The 17,934-nt window shown below is 71.1% G+C and carries 11 protein-coding genes; 7 read left to right on the plus strand and 4 right to left on the minus strand.

Annotated features, from left to right (window positions below; all coding sequences use genetic code 11):
* Positions 1–26: 26 nt before the first annotated feature.
* The 3 genes from CHR28_RS04610 to CHR28_RS04620 all read left to right on the plus strand — a co-directional run bounded on the left by CHR28_RS04610 (position 27) and on the right by CHR28_RS04620 (position 2,927).
* Complete coding sequence (locus CHR28_RS04610) at positions 27–968, plus strand: ComF family protein (RefSeq protein ID WP_094052165.1); 942 nt, start codon at positions 27–29, stop codon at positions 966–968.
* A 311-nt stretch (positions 969–1,279) separates the two neighbouring features.
* Positions 1,280–1,975 carry a ribosome hibernation-promoting factor, HPF/YfiA family gene (gene hpf, locus CHR28_RS04615; protein WP_094052166.1) on the plus strand — a complete coding sequence of 232 codons (696 nt, stop codon included), beginning with the start codon at positions 1,280–1,282 and terminating at the stop codon, positions 1,973–1,975.
* A gap of 205 nt (positions 1,976–2,180) precedes the next feature.
* Positions 2,181–2,927 (plus strand): response regulator, encoded by a 747-nt coding sequence (locus CHR28_RS04620; protein ID WP_094052167.1) that lies wholly within the window; start codon positions 2,181–2,183, stop codon positions 2,925–2,927.
* A 46-nt stretch (positions 2,928–2,973) separates the two neighbouring features.
* Here CHR28_RS04620 and CHR28_RS04625 read toward each other — a convergent pair whose 3' ends face one another.
* Both CHR28_RS04625 and CHR28_RS04630 read right to left on the minus strand, forming a co-directional pair.
* Positions 2,974–4,161 carry a winged helix-turn-helix domain-containing protein gene (locus tag CHR28_RS04625; RefSeq protein WP_094052168.1) on the minus strand — a complete coding sequence of 396 codons (1,188 nt, stop codon included), beginning with the start codon at positions 4,159–4,161 and terminating at the stop codon, positions 2,974–2,976.
* Positions 4,162–4,216: 55 nt separating this feature from the next.
* Positions 4,217–4,786: a GNAT family N-acetyltransferase gene (locus tag CHR28_RS04630; protein WP_094052169.1), complete on the minus strand. Its 570-nt coding sequence runs from the start codon at positions 4,784–4,786 to the stop codon at positions 4,217–4,219.
* A gap of 280 nt (positions 4,787–5,066) precedes the next feature.
* On the opposite strand from CHR28_RS04630, the gene secA reads away from it, so the two are divergent.
* On the plus strand, positions 5,067–7,913 hold the full coding sequence (gene secA / locus CHR28_RS04635; protein ID WP_094052170.1) for a preprotein translocase subunit SecA: 2,847 nt from the start codon (positions 5,067–5,069) through the stop codon (positions 7,911–7,913).
* Between the two features lie 242 nt (positions 7,914–8,155).
* Here secA and CHR28_RS04640 read toward each other — a convergent pair whose 3' ends face one another.
* Entirely contained in the window at positions 8,156–8,425 is a 270-nt protein-coding gene (locus CHR28_RS04640; protein ID WP_373453324.1) for an Rv3235 family protein, read from the minus strand.
* 1,077 nt (positions 8,426–9,502) lie between these two features.
* Between CHR28_RS04640 and CHR28_RS04645 the strand changes: the two genes are divergently transcribed.
* The 3 genes from CHR28_RS04645 (at position 9,503) to CHR28_RS04655 (ending at position 16,194) form a co-directional block, all read left to right on the plus strand.
* Complete coding sequence (locus CHR28_RS04645) at positions 9,503–10,018, plus strand: DUF6912 family protein (RefSeq protein ID WP_094052171.1); 516 nt, start codon at positions 9,503–9,505, stop codon at positions 10,016–10,018.
* Positions 10,019–10,092: 74 nt separating this feature from the next.
* Entirely contained in the window at positions 10,093–10,758 is a 666-nt protein-coding gene (locus CHR28_RS04650) for an HAD family hydrolase (protein WP_094052172.1), read from the plus strand.
* A 474-nt stretch (positions 10,759–11,232) separates the two neighbouring features.
* Entirely contained in the window at positions 11,233–16,194 is a 4,962-nt protein-coding gene (locus CHR28_RS04655; RefSeq protein WP_094052173.1) for an NAD-glutamate dehydrogenase, read from the plus strand.
* An 80-nt stretch (positions 16,195–16,274) separates the two neighbouring features.
* On the opposite strand, the gene CHR28_RS04660 is transcribed toward CHR28_RS04655, so the two are convergent.
* Positions 16,275–17,921 carry a glycosyltransferase family 2 protein gene (locus tag CHR28_RS04660; RefSeq protein WP_094052426.1) on the minus strand — a complete coding sequence of 549 codons (1,647 nt, stop codon included), beginning with the start codon at positions 17,919–17,921 and terminating at the stop codon, positions 16,275–16,277.
* Positions 17,922–17,934: the final 13 nt, after the last annotated feature.

Consider the following 17,934-nt stretch of genomic DNA (forward strand, 5'->3'; position numbering starts at 1 on the left):
CCGGCCGGGGCGGCAGAGTGGTGGGCATGCGGGGGTGGTGGCAGGACCTCACCGACCTGGTGCTGCCGGGCGAGTGCGGAGGCTGCGGCGCGCCGCGCACGGTGCTCTGCGCACGGTGCCGTGCGGTGCTCGGCGGGGCTGCCGTACGGCGGGTGCGGCCGGTGCCGGAGCCGCCCGGGCTGCCGGTGGTGCACGCGGCGGCCGCGTACGCGGACGAGGTGCGGGCGACGCTGCTGGCCCACAAGGAACGCGGTGCCCTGGCGCTCGCGGGCCCGCTGGGAGCGGCCCTGGCACAAGCCGTGCGCGCCGGCCTCCGCGAGGGTTCGTCCCGGTCGGGCGCCGGGGCGGCGGTGCGGGGCGGCGGGGCTCCCGTGCTGCTGGTGCCCGTGCCGTCCGGGCGGCGAGCCGTGCGGGCCCGTGGGCATGACCCGGCACGCCGGATCGCGCTCGCGGCGGCTGCGGACCTGCGGCGCGCCGGGATGCCGGCCCGGGTGCTCGGGGTGCTGCGGCACCGGCGGACCGTGGCCGACCAGTCGGGGCTCAATTCCCGGCAGCGGCGGGACAATCTCGCCGGCGCGCTGACGGTCGCGCCCGCAGGTGCCCGGCTGCTGTGTGCGGGACCGGTCGTCCTGGTCGACGACGTGATGACCACGGGCGCTTCCCTGTCGGAGGCCGCACGGGCCCTGCGGGCGGTCGGGGACGGGCCGGGGGCGCGACAAAGGGCGACGGCGCGGCACGGGGCGGTGGCGGGGCCGATTTCGAACGCCGCGTGGACTGAGCCCGTGTACGGGGGAGAGAGCTGGGAAAGCAGAGAGGAACAGTACGTCGGATCAAGGCGAGAGAGGACGGGCCGGCGGCCCGGCCGGCAGCGAATGGCGGGCGCGGACGGCGCCGGCGGAGTCGTCGACGTGGTGTGCGCGGCAGTGGTCGCGGCAACACCGGACTCTTTCCAAATAAACCGGAACTGACTGAGATCTTGCGTCGTTGCAGGTAATGAGAGGGCCTATTCACCTGAACGGAGGTACGCCGCGGTAGAGGGTGACGACATCCGCCCGGGCGAGATATGTTCGGTTGAGAGGGAAAGCCGCAGGCCACGCCTCTCGAATCCGAATGCCGTGACGCGGGTTTTTCTTCATCACTCGCGACGGTGGAGTGGAGATCTCGCCCACGGGGGAGGAGGTGGAAGTCACCGAGTCCGAGGTTCCGGTGCTCACCGGAACCTGGTGCAAAAGGGAGATGCTCCGCACCGAAGCGGAGTGATCCGGGAACGGAGTTCTGCGTGGACATCGTCGTCAAGGGCCGCAAGACCGAGGTGCCCGAGCGGTTCCGGAAGCACGTGGCCGAGAAGCTGAAGCTGGAGAAGATCCAGAAGCTCGATGGCAAGGTGATCAGCCTCGACGTCGAGGTGTCCAAGGAGCCCAACCCCAGGCAGGCCGACCGCTGTGACCGAGTGGAGATCACGCTCCGCTCCCGCGGTCCGGTGATCCGGGCGGAGGCAGCGGCGAGCGACCCGTACGCGGCGCTCGACCTGGCGGCGGAAAAGCTGGAAGCCCGGCTGCGCAGGCAACACGACAAGCGGTACTCACGCCGTGGCGCGCGCCGGATCCCGGCCGCCGAGGTCGCCGACCACGTCCCCGGTGTGGCGACGCTGAACGGAAACGGCCTCGCGCCGGCCCCCGAGGACGAGCCGGAAGCGGTCCCCACGAAGAAGATCGGCTCGCTGGAAGTACAGGGTGACGGCCCCATCGTCGTCCGCGAGAAGACCCACGTCGCAGCCCCCATGACCCTCGACCAGGCTCTCTACGAGATGGAGCTGGTCGGGCACGACTTCTATCTGTTCGTCGACTCCGAGACCAAGGAACCGAGTGTCGTCTACCGACGGCACGCCTACGACTACGGCGTGATCCACCTCCGGACGGACACCATGGTCACGCAGGCGCACTCCCCGGACGCGGGCGGTGCGCTCGGCGGCTGACCGAGCAGGGTGACAGCGAAGTGGGTGCCCCTGGAGCGCGTGTGCGCCCCCAGGGGCACCCCTGTGCGACCACTTCGCGCCCCGCTCCGTCACCCCGGCGCCGTCCGGGCATGAAATCATGGTGGCCACGGCCCAACCGGTGGGTCGTTGCTCTGGGTTGGCGATGGCTCAGGACCACAGGCCACAGCCTTCAGGGGGAGGAACGATGGCGGACAGCTTCGGACCGATGCGTGACGGGGATGCCCACGACGGCGTCGTCGGCATGGGCCCGGACTCGGAGACCCCACGCAAGGAACCGATCAGAGTCCTCGTGGTGGACGACCACGCCCTGTTCCGCCGTGGTCTGGAGATCGTGCTCGCGGCCGAGGAGGACATCCAGGTCGTCGGAGAGGCGGGTGACGGTGCCGAGGCCGTCGAGAAGGCCGCCGACCTGCTGCCCGACATCGTCCTGATGGACGTGCGCATGCCCAAGCGGGGTGGCATCGAGGCCTGCACCTCCATCAAGGAGGTGGCACCCAGCGCGAAGATCATCATGCTGACGATCAGCGACGAGGAAGCCGATCTCTACGACGCCATCAAGGCGGGCGCGACCGGTTATCTCCTCAAGGAGATCTCCACGGACGAGGTGGCCACGGCCATTCGCGCGGTCGCCGACGGACAGTCGCAGATCAGCCCCTCCATGGCGTCCAAGCTGCTCACGGAGTTCAAGTCGATGATCCAGCGCACGGACGAGCGCCGCCTGGTGCCCGCGCCGCGCCTGACGGACCGCGAGCTGGAAGTCCTCAAGCTCGTCGCCACGGGAATGAACAACCGTGACATCGCCAAGGAGTTGTTCATCTCCGAGAACACCGTGAAGAACCACGTGCGCAACATCCTGGAGAAGCTGCAGCTGCACTCCAGGATGGAGGCCGTGGTCTACGCGATGCGGGAGAAGATCCTCGAGATCCGCTGACGCCGGGCGGGCCGAGCCGTCCGGCTGTCACGGCGCAGGGCAGACGTCAGGCCGTCAGGCGGGCCAGCTCCCGGGCGAGCGGCTCACGCAGTTCGGGTGCGTCGACCCGTTCCACGCGCACGTCCGTGCAGTCCACCCAGGACGCGGCCTCGACCAGGGCCTGGGCGACGGCCGGGACCGCCTTCGGGCCGTCGAGCGTGACCTGCTTGGCCACCAGCGTGCTGCCCGCGCGCGCCGGGTCCACGCGGCCGACCAGCCGGCCGCCGGCCAGGACCGGCATCGCGAAGTAGCCGTACACCCGCTTCGGTTTGGGGACGTAGGCCTCCAGGCGGTGCGTGAAGCCGAAGATCCGCTCCGTGCGCGCCCGCTCCCAGATCAAGGAGTCGAACGGCGACAGGAGCGTGGTGCGGTGGCGGCCGCGCGGGGGCGTCCGCAGCGCCGCCGGGTCGGCCCAGGCCGGTTTGCCCCAGCCCTCGACCGTGACCGGGACGAGCCCCGAGTCGGCGATCACCGCGTCGACCTGTTCCCCCTTGAGACGGTGGTAGTCGGCGATGTCCGCGCGGGTGCCGACGCCGAGGGACTGGCCCGCCAGCCGGACCAGGCGGCGCAGGCACTCGGTGTCGTCCAGCTCGTCGTGCAGCAGGGCGTCGGGGACGGCGCGCTCGGCGAGGTCGTAGATCCGCTTCCAGCCGCGGCGCTCCACGCACACCACCTCGCCGTACATCAGGGCGCGTTCGACGGCGACTTTGGCGCCGGACCAGTCCCACCAGTCGTTCGTCTTCTTCGCGCCGCCCAATTCCGTGGCCGTCAGCGGGCCTTCCGAGCGGAGCTGCTTGATGACCTGGTCGTAGACACCGTCGGGCAGGTCGTGGTTCCAGTGCGGGCGGTTGCGGTAGGCGCGGCGGCGGAAGGCGAAGTGGGGCCACTCCTCGATGGGGAGGATGCAGGCGGCGTGGGACCAGTACTCGAAGGCGTGGGGCGCGCCGGAGGGATCCGGGGTCCAGTACGCGCTCTCCACGGTCTTCCGGCCCACCGCGCCCAGGCGGGCGTAGGGCACGAGCTCGTGGGAGCGGGCCAGGACCGAGATCGTGTCGAGCTGTATCGCACCGAGGTGGCGGAGAACGCCGCGGACGCCGGAGCGGCGGTCGGGGGCGCCGAGGAAGCCTTGGGCGCGCAGGGCGATTCTGCGGGCCTCGTCTGCGGAGAGCTCTGCTGCGGGGCGCGGGGTGGTCATGGGTCGCACGATAGGCGGTGGGACTGACATCGCGGGCCGGCCTGCGGGTTCGCGGCTAGCGGGCAGCCGGCAGGTACGGCGCCGTCGACGGCAGGCCGAGGTCCGAGGGGAGCAGGGAGCCGATCCAGGTGTCCCGCAGCACTCCCTTGTTGTTCGTCGCGGCGCGCAGTGTGCCCTCGATCGTGAAGCCCGCGCGTTCCGCCACCGCGCGCGAGGCCCGGTTGCCGACCTCGGCGCGCCATTCGACGCGGTCGATCGCGCCGTGGACGAAGGCCCAGCGGCAGGCGGCGAGGGCCGCTTCCGTGATGTAGCCGTGGGAGCGGTGCGGCTTCGCGGCCCAGAAGCCGATCTCCGCCATGCCCAGGGCGCGCATCGTGAGGCCGAGCATGCCGGCGAGGTCTCCGGAGTGCAGGAAGACGCCGAAGGTGAACATGGAGCCGTTCGCCCAGCCGTCCGGAGCCAGCTGTTCCGTGAAGCTCTCGGCGTGCTCGCGCAGGTAGGGCGAGGGGATCGTGGTCCAGCGCCGGATGTCCGGGTCCTGGCAGGCCTCGTACACCGCGTCGGCGTCCCGGGGGCCGACCGTGCGCAGCAGGAGGCGGTCCGTGGTGAGGGTGACGGGGTCCATCGGCCGATTCTGCTCGGGAGGGCGCCGGGGTGCCATCCCTTTGCCGTCGGTGAGGGAGTGATCACGCCTCGTGCAATTCGGCGGCGGGGTGCGGCACCATCCGCGGGCCCCGGACGTTGTCCCCTTTGAAGCAGACGTGAATCAGAATGGAAGCAACGGACGGTCGCCGTCACGGCAGGCCCTCCCGGCGCGGTGGGGTCCTCGCATACGATGGCCGTTGCTCAGTAAGTCAAGTGGTAACCGACCGTCCCAGGCCCGACCGGCAAGGAGACCAACCCCCGTGTCCGTCCTCTCGAAGATCATGCGTGCAGGCGAAGGCAAGATCCTGCGCAAGCTGCACCGCATCGCGGACCAGGTCAACTCCATCGAAGAGGACTTCGTCGACCTCTCCGACGCCGAGCTGCGGGCCCTCACCGATGAGTACAAGCAGCGGTACGCCGACGGTGAGAGCCTGGACGACCTGCTGCCCGAGGCCTTCGCGACCGTCCGTGAGGCCGCCAAGCGCGTCCTGGGCCAGCGTCACTACGACGTGCAGATGATGGGCGGCGCCGCCCTGCACATGGGGTACGTGGCCGAGATGAAGACCGGTGAGGGCAAGACCCTCGTCGGCACGCTGCCGGCGTACCTGAACGCGCTGTCCGGCGAGGGCGTCCACATCATCACGGTCAACGACTACCTGGCCGAGCGCGACTCCGAGATGATGGGCCGCGTCCACCGCTTCCTGGGCCTGAGCGTCGGCTGCATCCTCGCCAACATGACGCCGGCTCAGCGCCGCGAGCAGTACGCCTGCGACATCACCTACGGCACGAACAACGAGTTCGGCTTCGACTACCTCCGCGACAACATGGCGTGGTCCAAGGACGAGCTCGTCCAGCGCGGCCACAACTTCGCCATCGTCGACGAGGTCGACTCCATCCTCATCGACGAGGCCCGTACGCCGCTGATCATCTCCGGCCCGGCCGACCAGGCGACCAAGTGGTACGGCGACTTCGCCAAGCTGGTCAAGCGCCTCAAGCGCGGCGAGGCCGGCCAGCCCCTCAAGGGCATCGAGGAGACCGGCGACTACGACGTCGACGAGAAGAAGCGCACGGTCGCCATCCACGAGTCCGGCGTCGCCAAGGTCGAGGACTGGCTGGGCATCGACAACCTGTACGAGTCGGTGAACACCCCGCTGGTGGGCTACCTGAACAACGCCATCAAGGCGAAGGAACTGTTCAAGAAGGACAAGGACTACGTCATCATCGACGACGAGGTCATGATCGTCGATGAGCACACCGGACGTATCCTCGCCGGCCGCCGCTACAACGAGGGCATGCACCAGGCGATCGAGGCGAAGGAAGGGGTGCCGATCAAGGACGAGAACCAGACGCTCGCCACGATCACCCTCCAGAACTTCTTCCGCCTCTACAAGCGCCACGACCACAACGGCAAGGAACAGCCCGGTCTGTGCGGCATGACCGGTACGGCCATGACCGAGGCCGCCGAGTTCCACCAGATCTACAAGCTCGGCGTGGTGCCGATCCCGACCAACCGGCCGATGGTCCGTAAGGACCAGTCCGACCTGATCTACCGGACCGAGGTCGCCAAGTTCGAGGCCGTCGTCGACGACATCGAGGAGAAGCACCGCAAGGGGCAGCCGATCCTCGTCGGCACCACCTCCGTCGAGAAGTCCGAGTACCTCTCGCAGCAGCTGAGCAAGCGCGGCATCCAGCACGAGGTGCTCAACGCCAAGCAGCACGACCGGGAGGCGACGATCGTCGCCCAGGCCGGCCGCAAGGGCGCGGTCACGGTCGCCACGAACATGGCCGGCCGGGGTACGGACATCAAGCTCGGCGGCAACCCCGAGGACCTCGCCGAGGCCGAGCTGCGCCAGCGCGGTCTCGACCCCGAGGAGCACATCGAGGAGTGGGCGCACGCCCTGCCCGAGGCGCTGGAGCGGGCCGAGAAGGCCGTCAAGGCGGAGAAGGAAGAGGTCGAGAAGCTCGGCGGGCTCTACGTGCTGGGCACCGAGCGGCACGAGTCGCGGCGTATCGACAACCAGCTGCGCGGTCGTTCCGGCCGTCAGGGCGACCCGGGCGAGTCCCGCTTCTACCTCTCCCTCGGCGACGACCTGATGCGGCTGTTCAAGGCCCAGATGGTCGAGCGCGTGATGTCCATGGCGAACGTGCCGGACGACGTGCCGATCGAGAACAAGATGGTCACCCGCGCGATCGCCTCCGCGCAGTCGCAGGTCGAGCAGCAGAACTTCGAGACCCGTAAGAACGTCCTGAAGTACGACGAGGTCCTCAACCGCCAGCGCGAGGTCATCTACGGCGAGCGGCGCCGCGTCCTGGAGGGCGAGGACCTGCACGAGCAGATCCAGCACTTCATGGACGACACCATCGACGCGTACGTCCAGGCCGAGACCGCCGAGGGCTTCCCGGAGGACTGGGACCTCGACCGGCTGTGGGGCGCCTTCAAGCAGCTCTACCCGTGCAAGGTCACGGTCGAGGAGCTGGAGGAGGCGGCCGGCGACCGGGCCGGTCTCACCGCCGAGTTCATCGGCGACTCCATCAAGGACGACATCCACGAGCAGTACCAGGCGCGTGAGGCGCAGCTCGGCTCCGAGATCATGCGTGAGCTGGAGCGCCGGGTCGTGCTGTCGGTCCTGGACCGCAAGTGGCGCGAGCACCTCTACGAGATGGACTACCTCCAGGAGGGCATCGGCCTGCGCGCGATGGCGCAGAAGGACCCGCTGGTCGAGTACCAGCGCGAGGGCTTCGACATGTTCACCGCCATGATGGAGGGCATCAAGGAGGAGTCCGTCGGCTACCTGTTCAACCTGGAGGTCCAGGTCGAGCAGCAGGTCGAGGAGGTCCCCGTCGAGGACGCCAAGCCCGTGGCCGACCTGGAGAAGCAGGACTCGGTGCCGGCGCAGGCGGGTTCCCGGCCGGAGATCCGCGCCAAGGGGCTGGACGTCCCGCAGCGGCGCAACCTCCACTTCTCGGCGCCGACGGTCGATGGCGAGGGCGGCACGATCGAGGGCGACTTCACGGAGGACGGCGAGCCGGTGCGGTCCGAGGCCGACGGCCTCACGCGCGCGGAGCGCCGCAAGCAGGCGAAGAGCCGGGGCCGCCGCAAGAAGTGACGTGACGGACGCGGCAGCGCCGTGACGGCCTGAAGGGCCGGACACCTCCTGGGTGTCCGGCCCTTCGCCGTACCCGGACGGAAGCCGGCCGGGCCGGGTTCCGGAACGGATGATCCCGAGTCGGGGGCGGGTCTGGCAGACGGATGAGTCCGTGTCGGGGCGGGTCAGTCCGTGTCGGGGCGGGTCCATCCGTGTCGGGGTGGGTCAGTCGGTTCGGGGCGGGTGCATCCCTGTCGGGCGGGTCAGTCCGTGTCGGGGCGGGGTGGCCGGGGGCCGCCGAGTTCCACCGCCGTGCAGCGCCAGCGCAGGTCCTGGCCCAGTTCCAGACGGAAGGCCATGGCGCGCAGCCGGTCGCCGGCGCCGATCCGGGCGAAGGCCTCGATGGCGCCCGGGCGGGGTTCGAAGTAGCCGATGTCCCGGACGACGGGGCGGGCGCCTCGGGTGCGCAGGGGGCCGCGTTCGGCCAGCCAGGCCAGTTCGTCGTAGGCGCGGCCGCGGGTGTGGCGGAGCATCGCGTGGACGGGGCGGTGGCCGCTCAGGACGGCGACCAGGAGGTCGGCGAAGAGGTCGGTGGGCAGGGGGCGGTGCAGCGGCCGGCGGGGGGTCTGGGCGGGGACGCGGGGCGTGGTCGGCGCGGTCGTCCGCGGGGTCGCCGGGCCGGAGGGGATGGCGGGCGGCGGGGTGCCGTTCGGGCTCCGGCGGAGGGCCGTGCGAGGCGCTGGGGAGGCCGACCGGCGGGCGCCCGGGGACGTGGGCGGGCGGGAGCCTGCCGAGGCCGACCGGCGGCTGCCCGGGGATGTGGACGGGCGAGGGCCTGCCGAGGCCGGTCGGCTGCTGCCCGGGGATGTGGGCGGGCGGGTGTCGGCGGGGCGGGTGTACGGGCGCTGGGCGCGGGGAGAGGCCGGGGGGCGGCCGTCGGCTCCGGGTGCGCGGGCGGGGCCGCGGCCAGGAGTGTGAGGCGGGCCTGTGGGGGCGAGGGGCGGCGGGGTGTCGGAGCCGGTGGCGAGGGCGGTGGTTCCCTCGCTGGTTCCCTCGCGGGCCCCGGTGCGAGACCTCGCATTAGCAGGGGTGGCAGAGGCGGCAGGGGCGGCGGGGGCGACCGGGGCCGTCAGGCTAGCTGGGATGCCCGGGGCCGCCGGGGCGCCCGGGGCGGCGGTGCCCGGGGCGGCGGTGACTGCGGCGGCCGGGGCTGCGAGGCCGCATTCCTTGCTGCCGGTGCCGCCGATGCCGCCGCTGAGGGGGCGGCGGTTGGTGCTGGTCATGACCTTGTGCATGGGGGTCCCCGTTTCGTGAGCCGGTGGATACCGGTGAGTAACTTCGGGTGGTGATCTTGTACGGGGGCGAACGGCGCCGGAGCAAGGCGGCGGAGTGCGCGTCGGCGGACCCGGGAGGGTTCACCTATCCGGGTGATTCGCTGGGTGTGAAGCCCGTCCGATCCCGGGTGGGGCGGGTGAATTCCCGGCTCCGAGTGGACGGGTCCGGCTCCCCGGGGCGGGACTCGAAAGGGGACGCGGCGCACGTATTCTGAAGGTCCTCTGCGGCCGGAAGGCCCTGCCGGAGCCACCGAACCGACCACGAAAGCGGCCAGCATGCGTGTCTACGTGCCCATGACCCTCCCCGGTCTCGCCGAGGCGTACGAGACGGGTGAGCTGGGGGCCGGACCGTTCGTCGCCTACGCCGTGACGCCCGCGCTGCGCGAGTGGTACCTCTCCGACGACATCGAGGAGCTGGAGTACGCGGCGCTCAGCCGGGCCGCGCTGGCCTCGCTGCGGCTGCTGGCCGCCCAGGCGGACGCACCCCGGCGCCGGGTCGTCGTGGCCGTGGACGTGCCCGACCGGGGCGCGAGCGCGGATCCCGACCGGGGCCTGGACCCGGCGGCGCTGGGCGAGGTGCGGGTCGCGGGTCCCGTGGCCCTGGCCAAGGCCGCGTCGGTGCACGTCGACGCGGCCGACGCGGAGGCCGATGTGACGGCGGCTGCCGAGGCGCTGCCGGCGGCGGACGGCGGGGACGACGACGCGCAGTTCGTCGTGGACGGGGCGGAGGACCACGAGCTGCTGTGGTTCGCGACGCAGGAGATCCCCAACCTGGTGGGCCGCGGGAACTGAGCGAACCTCCCGCCCGGGGGCGCGTTGAGGCGCCGTTCTCTTGATTGTCAGTGGAGCCGGGTACGTTTTGTGGCATGGGGACGAAGACGGGCGCGCACATTGTCTGGGACTGGAACGGCACGCTGTTCCACGACATCGACGCGATCATCGGGGCGACGAACGCGGCCTTCGCCGAGCTGGGCCTGGAGCCGCTGACGCTGGAGAAGTACCGGGAGCTGTACTGCGTACCGGTGCCGAAGTTCTACGAGCGGCTGATGGGGCGGCTGCCCACCGAGGCCGAGTGGGAGCTGATGGACGGCATCTTCCACCGGTACTACGCGGAGCACCGGGTCAGGTGCGGTCTGACGGCCGGCGCCGAGGAGCTGCTGGCCGCATGGCGGTCGACGGGGCGCAGCCAGTCGATCCTCAGCATGTACGTGCACGAGGAGCTCGTGCCCCTGGTGCGCGGCTTCGGGATCGAGCCGCACTTCATACGCGTGGACGGGCGCACCGGGCCGTCGGGCGGCAGCAAGGCCGAGCACATGGTGCGGCACCTGGGGTCCCTGAGCGGGGTGGCTCCCGAGCGCACGGTGGTGATCGGGGACGCCGCGGACGACGCCGTGGCCGCGCTGCACGTGGGCGCCCGGGCCGTGCTGTACACCGGGGGATCGCACAGCCGGGCGAGCCTCGAGGCGGTCGGGGTGCCGGTCGTGGACACGCTGGAGGAAGCGGTCGACGAGGCACAGCGCCTGGCGGCCTGATCGGCGGGGCTCCTTCCGCGGTACGCCGAAGCGGGGTGGTGCGCGCACTGTGCAGAACGTCAAACTTCCAGGGCTGCTTTTGTACACATACGGCTCATGACGGGGGCCCTGTGAGGAGCGATAGCCTTGGTGGCGTGATCAGCGCGATAGTTCGCGGGGACGCCGACGTCCTCGCCCTGCGCCCGGAGAGCACGGACGACATCCGTGTCCGGGCGGCAGTCGCTGGTCCTCGCGGGCGGGACGGGGCATCGAGGGCTCCCGGGACGCCGAGCACCACCAGGATCCAGGCGTCGCGGAGAGCAGCGTCACACCGGTGGAGCAGCTCAAGATTGGCTCAGACACCCCCGCTCATCTCACCTTGCGGCATAGCGTCGGTTCCGACCGGATACCCCGTGTCACGACGTGACGTCGTAAGCGCAGAGGCCGTACTTCCTTCTACGTCACGCAACGGCGCGCGACAGGAGCCAGAGGACAATGCAGACCAAGCTGGACGAAGCCAAGGCCGAGTTGCTCGAGAGGGCCGCCCGGGTAGCTGAGAACAGCCCGGTCGGGGGGCACCTACCGACCGGGTCGACGGGCGAGGAGACCCCAGACGCCCAGGGAGCCCCGGACCGCGAGTCCCTGCTCACGTTCCTCCAGCGTTACTACCTGCACACGGCCCCGGAGGACCTCGCCGACCGCGACCCGGTCGACGTCTTCGGAGCCGCCGTGTCGCACTACCGGCTGGCCGAGAACCGCCCCCAGGGCACGGCCAACGTGCGGGTTCACACGCCCACGGTCGAGGAGAACGGCTGGACCTGCAGCCACTCGGTCGTCGAGGTCGTCACCGACGACATGCCCTTCCTCGTCGACTCCGTCACCAACGAGCTGACGCGGCAGGGGCGCGGCATCCACGTCGTCATCCACCCCCAGTTCGTCGTGCGGCGCGACGTCACCGGCAAGCTGATCGAGGTGCTGCCCACGCCCCCGACCGGCGCCGGGAGCCTGCCGCACGACGCGCACGTCGAGTCCTGGATCCACGTCGAGATCGACCGCGAGACCGACCGGGCCGATCTGAAGCAGATCACCGCCGACCTGCTGCGTGTGCTCTCCGACGCCCGCGAGGCCGTCGAGGACTGGGGCAAGATGCGGGACGCGGCGACCCGGCTGGCGGAGGGGCTGCCGGACGAGCCGATCCCCGGCGACCTGCCCGGACCCCAGGTCGAGGAGGCCCGCGAGCTGCTGCGCTGGCTGGCCGACGACCACTTCACGTTCCTCGGCTACCGCGAGTACCAGCTGCGCGACGACGACTCCCTGGCCGCCGTGCCCGGCACCGGTCTCGGCATCCTGCGCGCCGACCCGCACCACTCCGACCAGGAGAGCCACCCGGTCAGCCCGTCCTTCGAGCGGCTGCCCGCCGACGCCCGGGCCAAGGCCCGCGAGCACAAGCTGCTCGTCCTGACCAAGGCCAACAGCCGGGCGACCGTGCACCGGCCGTCGTACCTGGACTACATCGGTGTCAAGAAGTTCGACGCCGACGGCAACGTCATCGGCGAGCGGCGCTTCCTCGGCCTGTTCTCCTCCGCCGCCTACACCGAGTCCGTGCGCCGCGTCCCGGTGATCCGGCGCAAGGTCGAGGAGGTCCTGGAGCAGGCCGGGTTCTCGCCCAACAGCCACGACGGGCGCGACCTGCTGCAGATCCTGGAGACGTACCCGCGCGACGAGCTGTTCCAGACCCCGGTCGACGAACTGCGCGCCATCGTCACCTCCGTCCTCTACCTCCAGGAGCGGCGGCGGCTGCGCCTGTACCTGCGCCAGGACGAGTACGGGCGCTACTACTCGGCCCTCGTCTACCTGCCGCGCGACCGGTACACCACCGCCGTGCGCCTGCGGATCATCGAGATCCTCAAGGAGGAGCTCGGCGGCATCAGCGTCGACTTCACGGCGTGGAACACCGAGTCGATCCTGTCCCGGCTGCACTTCGTGGTCCGGGTCCCGCCGGGCACCGAGCTGGAGCACCTGTCCGACGCCGACAAGGAGCGCATCGAGGCCCGCCTGGTCGAGGCCGCCCGCTCCTGGGAGGACGCCTTCGCCGAGGCGCTCAACGCCGAGCTCGGCGAGGAGCAGGCGGCCGAGCTGATGCGCCGCTACGCGCACGCCTTCCCCGAGGGCTACAAGGCCGACCACAACCCGCGCGCCGCGGTCGCCGACCTCGTCCACCTGGAGCAGCTGAAGGCCGAGGAGGGCAGGGACTTCGCGCTCAGCCTCTACGAGCCGGTGGGCGCCGCCCCCGAGGAGCGCCGCTTCAAGATCTACCGCACGGGCGACGCGATCTCCCTCTCGGCGGTGCTGCCGGTCCTCAACCGGCTCGGCGTCGAGGTCGTCGACGAGCGGCCGTACGAGCTGCGCTGCTCGGACCGGAGCGTGGCCTGGATCTACGACTTCGGCCTGCGCATCCCCCGCCCGCAGGGCGGCAGCGCGGACTACTTCGGCGACGACGCCCGCGAGCGGTTCCAGGACGCCTTCGCCGCCACCTGGACCGGCGAGGCGGAGAACGACGGCTTCAACGCCCTCGTGCTCAGCGCCGGGCTGACCTGGCGGCAGGCGATGGTGCTGCGGGCGTACGCGAAGTACCTGCGCCAGGCGGCCTCCACGTTCAGCCAGGACTACATGGAGGACACCCTCCGCAACAACGTCCACACCACCCGGCTGCTCGTCTCCCTGTTCGAGGCGCGGATGTCGCCGGACCGGCAGCGCGCGGGGCACGAGATCGTGGACGCGCTGCTGGAGGAGGTCGACGCGGCCCTCGACCAGGTCGCCAGCCTCGACGAGGACCGGATCCTCAGGTCCTTCCTCACCGTCATCAAGGCGACCCTGCGGACCAACTTCTTCCAGGAGGCGGCGGGCGGCAGGCCGCACGAGTACGTCTCCATGAAGTTCGACCCGCAGGCCATCCCCGACCTGCCGGCGCCGCGCCCGGCCTTCGAGATCTGGGTGTACTCGCCCCGGGTCGAGGGTGTGCACCTGCGCTTCGGCAAGGTCGCCCGAGGTGGTCTGCGCTGGTCGGACCGGCGGGAGGACTTCCGCACCGAGATCCTCGGTCTGGTCAAGGCGCAGATGGTGAAGAACACCGTCATCGTGCCGGTCGGCGCCAAGGGCGGCTTCGTCGCCAAGCAGCTGCCCGACCCGAGCGTGGACCGCGACGCGTGGATGGCCGAGGGCATCGCCAGCTACAAGACGTTCATCTCGGCGCTGCTCGACATCACCGACAACATGGTCGGGGGCGAGGTCGTGCCCCCGGCCGACGTCGTCCGGCACGACGAGGACGACACCTACCTCGTCGTCGCCGCCGACAAGGGCACCGCGACCTTCTCCGACATCGCCAACGAGGTCGCGCAGAAGTACAACTTCTGGCTCGGGGACGCCTTCGCCTCCGGCGGCTCCGCCGGCTACGACCACAAGGGCATGGGCATCACCGCCCGCGGCGCCTGGGAGTCCGTCAAGCGGCACTTCCGCGACATGGGCGTCGACACGCAGACCGAGGACTTCACGGTCGTCGGCATCGGCGACATGTCCGGTGACGTGTTCGGCAACGGCATGCTGCTCTCCGAGCACATCCGCCTGGTCGCCGCCTTCGACCACCGGCACATCTTCATCGACCCCAACCCGGACGCCGCCACCTCCTACGCCGAGCGCCGCCGCCTGTTCGAGCTGCCGCGCTCCAGCTGGGAGGACTACGACGAGGAGCTGCTGTCGCCGGGCGGCGGCGTCTTCCCGCGCACGGCCAAGGCGATCCCGGTCAACGCGCAGATCCGCGAGGCCCTCGGCATCGAGGCCAAGGTCACCAAGCTGACCCCGGCCGACCTGATGAAGGCCATCCTTCAGGCGCCGGTGGACCTGCTGTGGAACGGCGGCATCGGCACGTACGTGAAGTCCTCGGCCGAGTCGAACGCCGACGTCGGCGACAAGGCCAACGACGCCATCCGCGTCGACGGCAAGGACCTGCGCGTCAAGGTCGTCGGCGAGGGCGGCAACCTGGGCCTGACCCAGCTGGGCCGGATCGAGTTCGCGCTGCACGGCGGCCGGATCAACACCGACGCCATCGACAACAGCGCCGGCGTGGACACCTCCGACCACGAGGTGAACATCAAGATCCTGCTCAACGGCCTGGTCGCCGACGGCGACATGACCGTCAAGCAGCGCAACAAGCTGCTCGCCGACATGACCGACGAGGTCGGCCGGCTGGTGCTGCGCAACAACTACGCCCAGAACACGGCGATCGCCAACGCCCTCGCCCAGTCCGGGGCCATGCTCCACGCCCAGCAGCGCTTCATGAAGCACCTGGTCCGCGAGGGGCACCTCGACCGGGCGCTGGAGTTCCTGCCCACCGACCGGCAGATCCGCGAGCGGCTCGCCCAGGGCCAGGGCCTGACGGGCCCGGAGACGGCCGTGCTGATGGCGTACACGAAGATCACGGTCGCCGAGGAACTGCTGCACACCTCGCTGCCGGACGACCCGTACCTCAGCACGCTGCTGCACGCCTACTTCCCGACGAAGCTGCGCGAGCAGTTCCCCGAGCACCTGGTCAGCCACCCGCTGCGCCGCGAGATCACCACGACGGTCCTGGTGAACGACACGGTCAACACGGGCGGTACGACCTATCTGCACCGGCTGCGCGAGGAGACGGGAGCGTCGCTGGAGGAGATCGTGCGGGCGCAGACCGCGGCCCGCGCGATCTTCCGCCAGTACCCGGTGTGGGACGCGGTCGAGTCCCTCGACAACAAGGTCGAGGCCGAAGTCCAGACCCGTATCCGCCTGCACTCCCGCCGCCTGGTGGAGCGCGGCACGCGCTGGCTGCTCAACAACCGCCCGCAGCCGCTCCAGCTCGCCGACACGGTCGACTTCTTCGCCGACCGCGTCGAGCAGGTCTGGGGGCAGCTGCCGAAGCTGCTGCGCGGCGCCGACCTGGAGTGGTACCAGAAGATCTACGACGAGCTGACCGGCGCGGGCGTGCCGGAGGAGCTGGCCACGCGTGTGGCGGGCTTCTCCTCCGCCTTCCCGACGCTGGACATCGTCTCGGTCGCGGACCGCATGGGCCGGGAGCCGCTGGACGTCGCCGAGGTCTACTACGACCTGGCCGACCGGCTGCGCATCACCCAGCTCATGGACCGCATCATCGAGCTGCCCCGCGCCGACCGCTGGCAGTCCATGGCCCGCGCGGCCATCCGCGAGGACCTGTACGCGGCGCACGCGGCGCTGACCGCGGACGTCCTGGCCGTGGGCAACGGCAGCTCGACGCCCGAGCAGCGCTACAAGGCCTGGGAGGAGAAGAACGCGGCGATCCTGGGCCGGGCCCGCACCACGCTGGAGGAGATCCAGGGCTCGGACGCGTTCGACCTCGCGAACCTGTCGGTGGCGATGCGCACGATGAGGACACTGCTGCGGACGCATTCGTAACGCGTACGCCGGCGAGGACGCCCCGGGCCGCTCACGGCCCGGGGCGTTTCCCGTGGGCGGGGCGCAGAAGCGGGTGACGCTCAGCGCAGGGCGCTCGCCACCAGACGGGCCGCCCGCTTCACCTTCGGCCGGGCCACCCGCCGCACGACCGGGCGGATCACCCGTGCCGTCACGCCCACCGGTTCCCAGCGGACCTGGAGGCGGCCCGGGCCGTGCCCCTCCGGTTCCACCGTCAGCCGGTGGGACGGGACGCGGGTGGTCAGCGTCGGAAAGGTCAGGGGCGCCAGCAGCAGACCCGTGTGGGACAGACCCTGGTGCGTCAGCCGGAGCAGCGGGTGGCGCACCCCCGCGAAGCCCTGCGGGGGCAGGGAGGCCGCCGCCAGGTCCAGATGGGCGTGGCCCTCGAAGAGGCCCGGGCGCACGGGGGAGAGGCGGAAGTGGACGTGGAGGCGGCGGCCTCCGGGGGCGATGAGCAGCGTGGCGCGCTGGGGGCCGACCGGGAGGCGCCGGGCCGGGTCGTAGGTGCGGATGGCGAGGTCGACGGAGGCGCCCGGGCCCCGGGTGATGTCGGTGATCTCGTGGCGGAACTGGGCGCTCGGGAACGGGCGGGTCTCCAGCTCCAGGTCGGAGATGTCCAGTTCCCGGCGGGCCCAGGCGGACGCGGGGACCTGGTCGCCCCAGTACGTGCGGCCGTCGCCGTCGGTCGCGACCCGGCGGGGGGCGACGCCGTGGCCCAGGCCCCTGGACGCCAGGCGGGCGTCCGCGAGACGGCGGTCCCGGATCAGCTGGACGACCACGCGCTCGGCCCGCGGCAGGCGGGCGAACGCGCCCGGGGTGAGGGTGTCGAGGTAGGGCGTGACGAGGTCCGCGAAGGAGGTCAGCCAGGCGTCGTCCCGGTAGGGCAGGTCACCGGCGTACATGCGGAAGTCGTGCTTGAGGAACTTGTGGTCCTTGTCCTCGCGCAGCGACTCGTGGCCGCTCTCGGCGAGGAACGCGTCTATGAGCCGCTGGACGTGGACGCGGTCGCGGACGTTGGCGAGCTTGTGCCGCTGGTTGGATATCGAGGCCGCGTCGGACGACGCGTACGGGGCCACGTACCAGCGGTACACCGGCTCCGGGATGATCGTGAAGGTCTTGGCCAGGCAGTACGCCTGCGCCGAGAACAGCTGGTCCTCGTAGTGGATGCCCTCCGGGAAGCGCAGGCCGTGCCGGTCGAGGAAGGCGCGGGCGTACATCTTGCTCGTCGACAGGTGCTCGAAGAGCAGGCGCGGGTCGGACTCGATGCCGTCGAGGGTGCGGCGCTCGGCGACCAGGTGCGGCATCCAGGTCGAGCGGCGGCCGTTGTCCACGCGGATCCGCTGCACCGCCCCCATGGCGAAGTCGAGCTCGCGTTCGCGGTGCGCGGCGAGCAGCAGGGCGACGGCGTCGTCGGGGAGCTCGTCGTCGCTGTCGAGGAACATCAGCAGTGGTGCCCGCGCGATCTCCAGGGCGCGGTTGCGCGGGGCGCTGCAGCCGCCGCTGTTGCGCTCCAGCCGGAGGTGGCGGATGCGGGGGTCCTCCGCCGCCAGCCGCTGGGCCACCGCCGGGGTCGCGTCCGTGGAGTGGTCGTCGCTGATGATGATCTCGATGTTCGCGTGGGTCTGGCGGCGGACCGAGGCGACCGCGCGGGACAGGCGTGCGGCGTCGTTGTAGACGATGACCGTCACGGTGACGTCGGGGGTGTGCATGACGTCCTGGGTG

Source organism: Streptomyces sp. XY006, from assembly GCF_002237655.1.
Lineage (GTDB): Bacteria > Actinomycetota > Actinomycetes > Streptomycetales > Streptomycetaceae > Streptomyces > Streptomyces levis.

Coding starts and splice junctions, on each gene's coding strand:
- CHR28_RS04610 (WP_094052165.1), top strand. CDS start 27: ATGCGGGGGTGGTGGCAGGACCTCACCGACCTGGTGCTGCCGGGCGAG.
- CHR28_RS04620 (WP_094052167.1), top strand. CDS start 2,181: ATGGCGGACAGCTTCGGACCGATGCGTGACGGGGATGCCCACGACGGC.
- CHR28_RS04625 (WP_094052168.1), bottom strand. CDS start 4,161: ATGACCACCCCGCGCCCCGCAGCAGAGCTCTCCGCAGACGAGGCCCGC.
- CHR28_RS04630 (WP_094052169.1), bottom strand. CDS start 4,786: ATGGACCCCGTCACCCTCACCACGGACCGCCTCCTGCTGCGCACGGTC.
- CHR28_RS04640 (WP_373453324.1), bottom strand. CDS start 8,425: ATGCTCCGCCACACCCGCGGCCGCGCCTACGACGAACTGGCCTGGCTG.
- CHR28_RS04645 (WP_094052171.1), top strand. CDS start 9,503: ATGCGTGTCTACGTGCCCATGACCCTCCCCGGTCTCGCCGAGGCGTAC.
- CHR28_RS04650 (WP_094052172.1), top strand. CDS start 10,093: ATGGGGACGAAGACGGGCGCGCACATTGTCTGGGACTGGAACGGCACG.
- CHR28_RS04655 (WP_094052173.1), top strand. CDS start 11,233: ATGCAGACCAAGCTGGACGAAGCCAAGGCCGAGTTGCTCGAGAGGGCC.
- CHR28_RS04660 (WP_094052426.1), bottom strand. CDS start 17,921: ATGCACACCCCCGACGTCACCGTGACGGTCATCGTCTACAACGACGCC.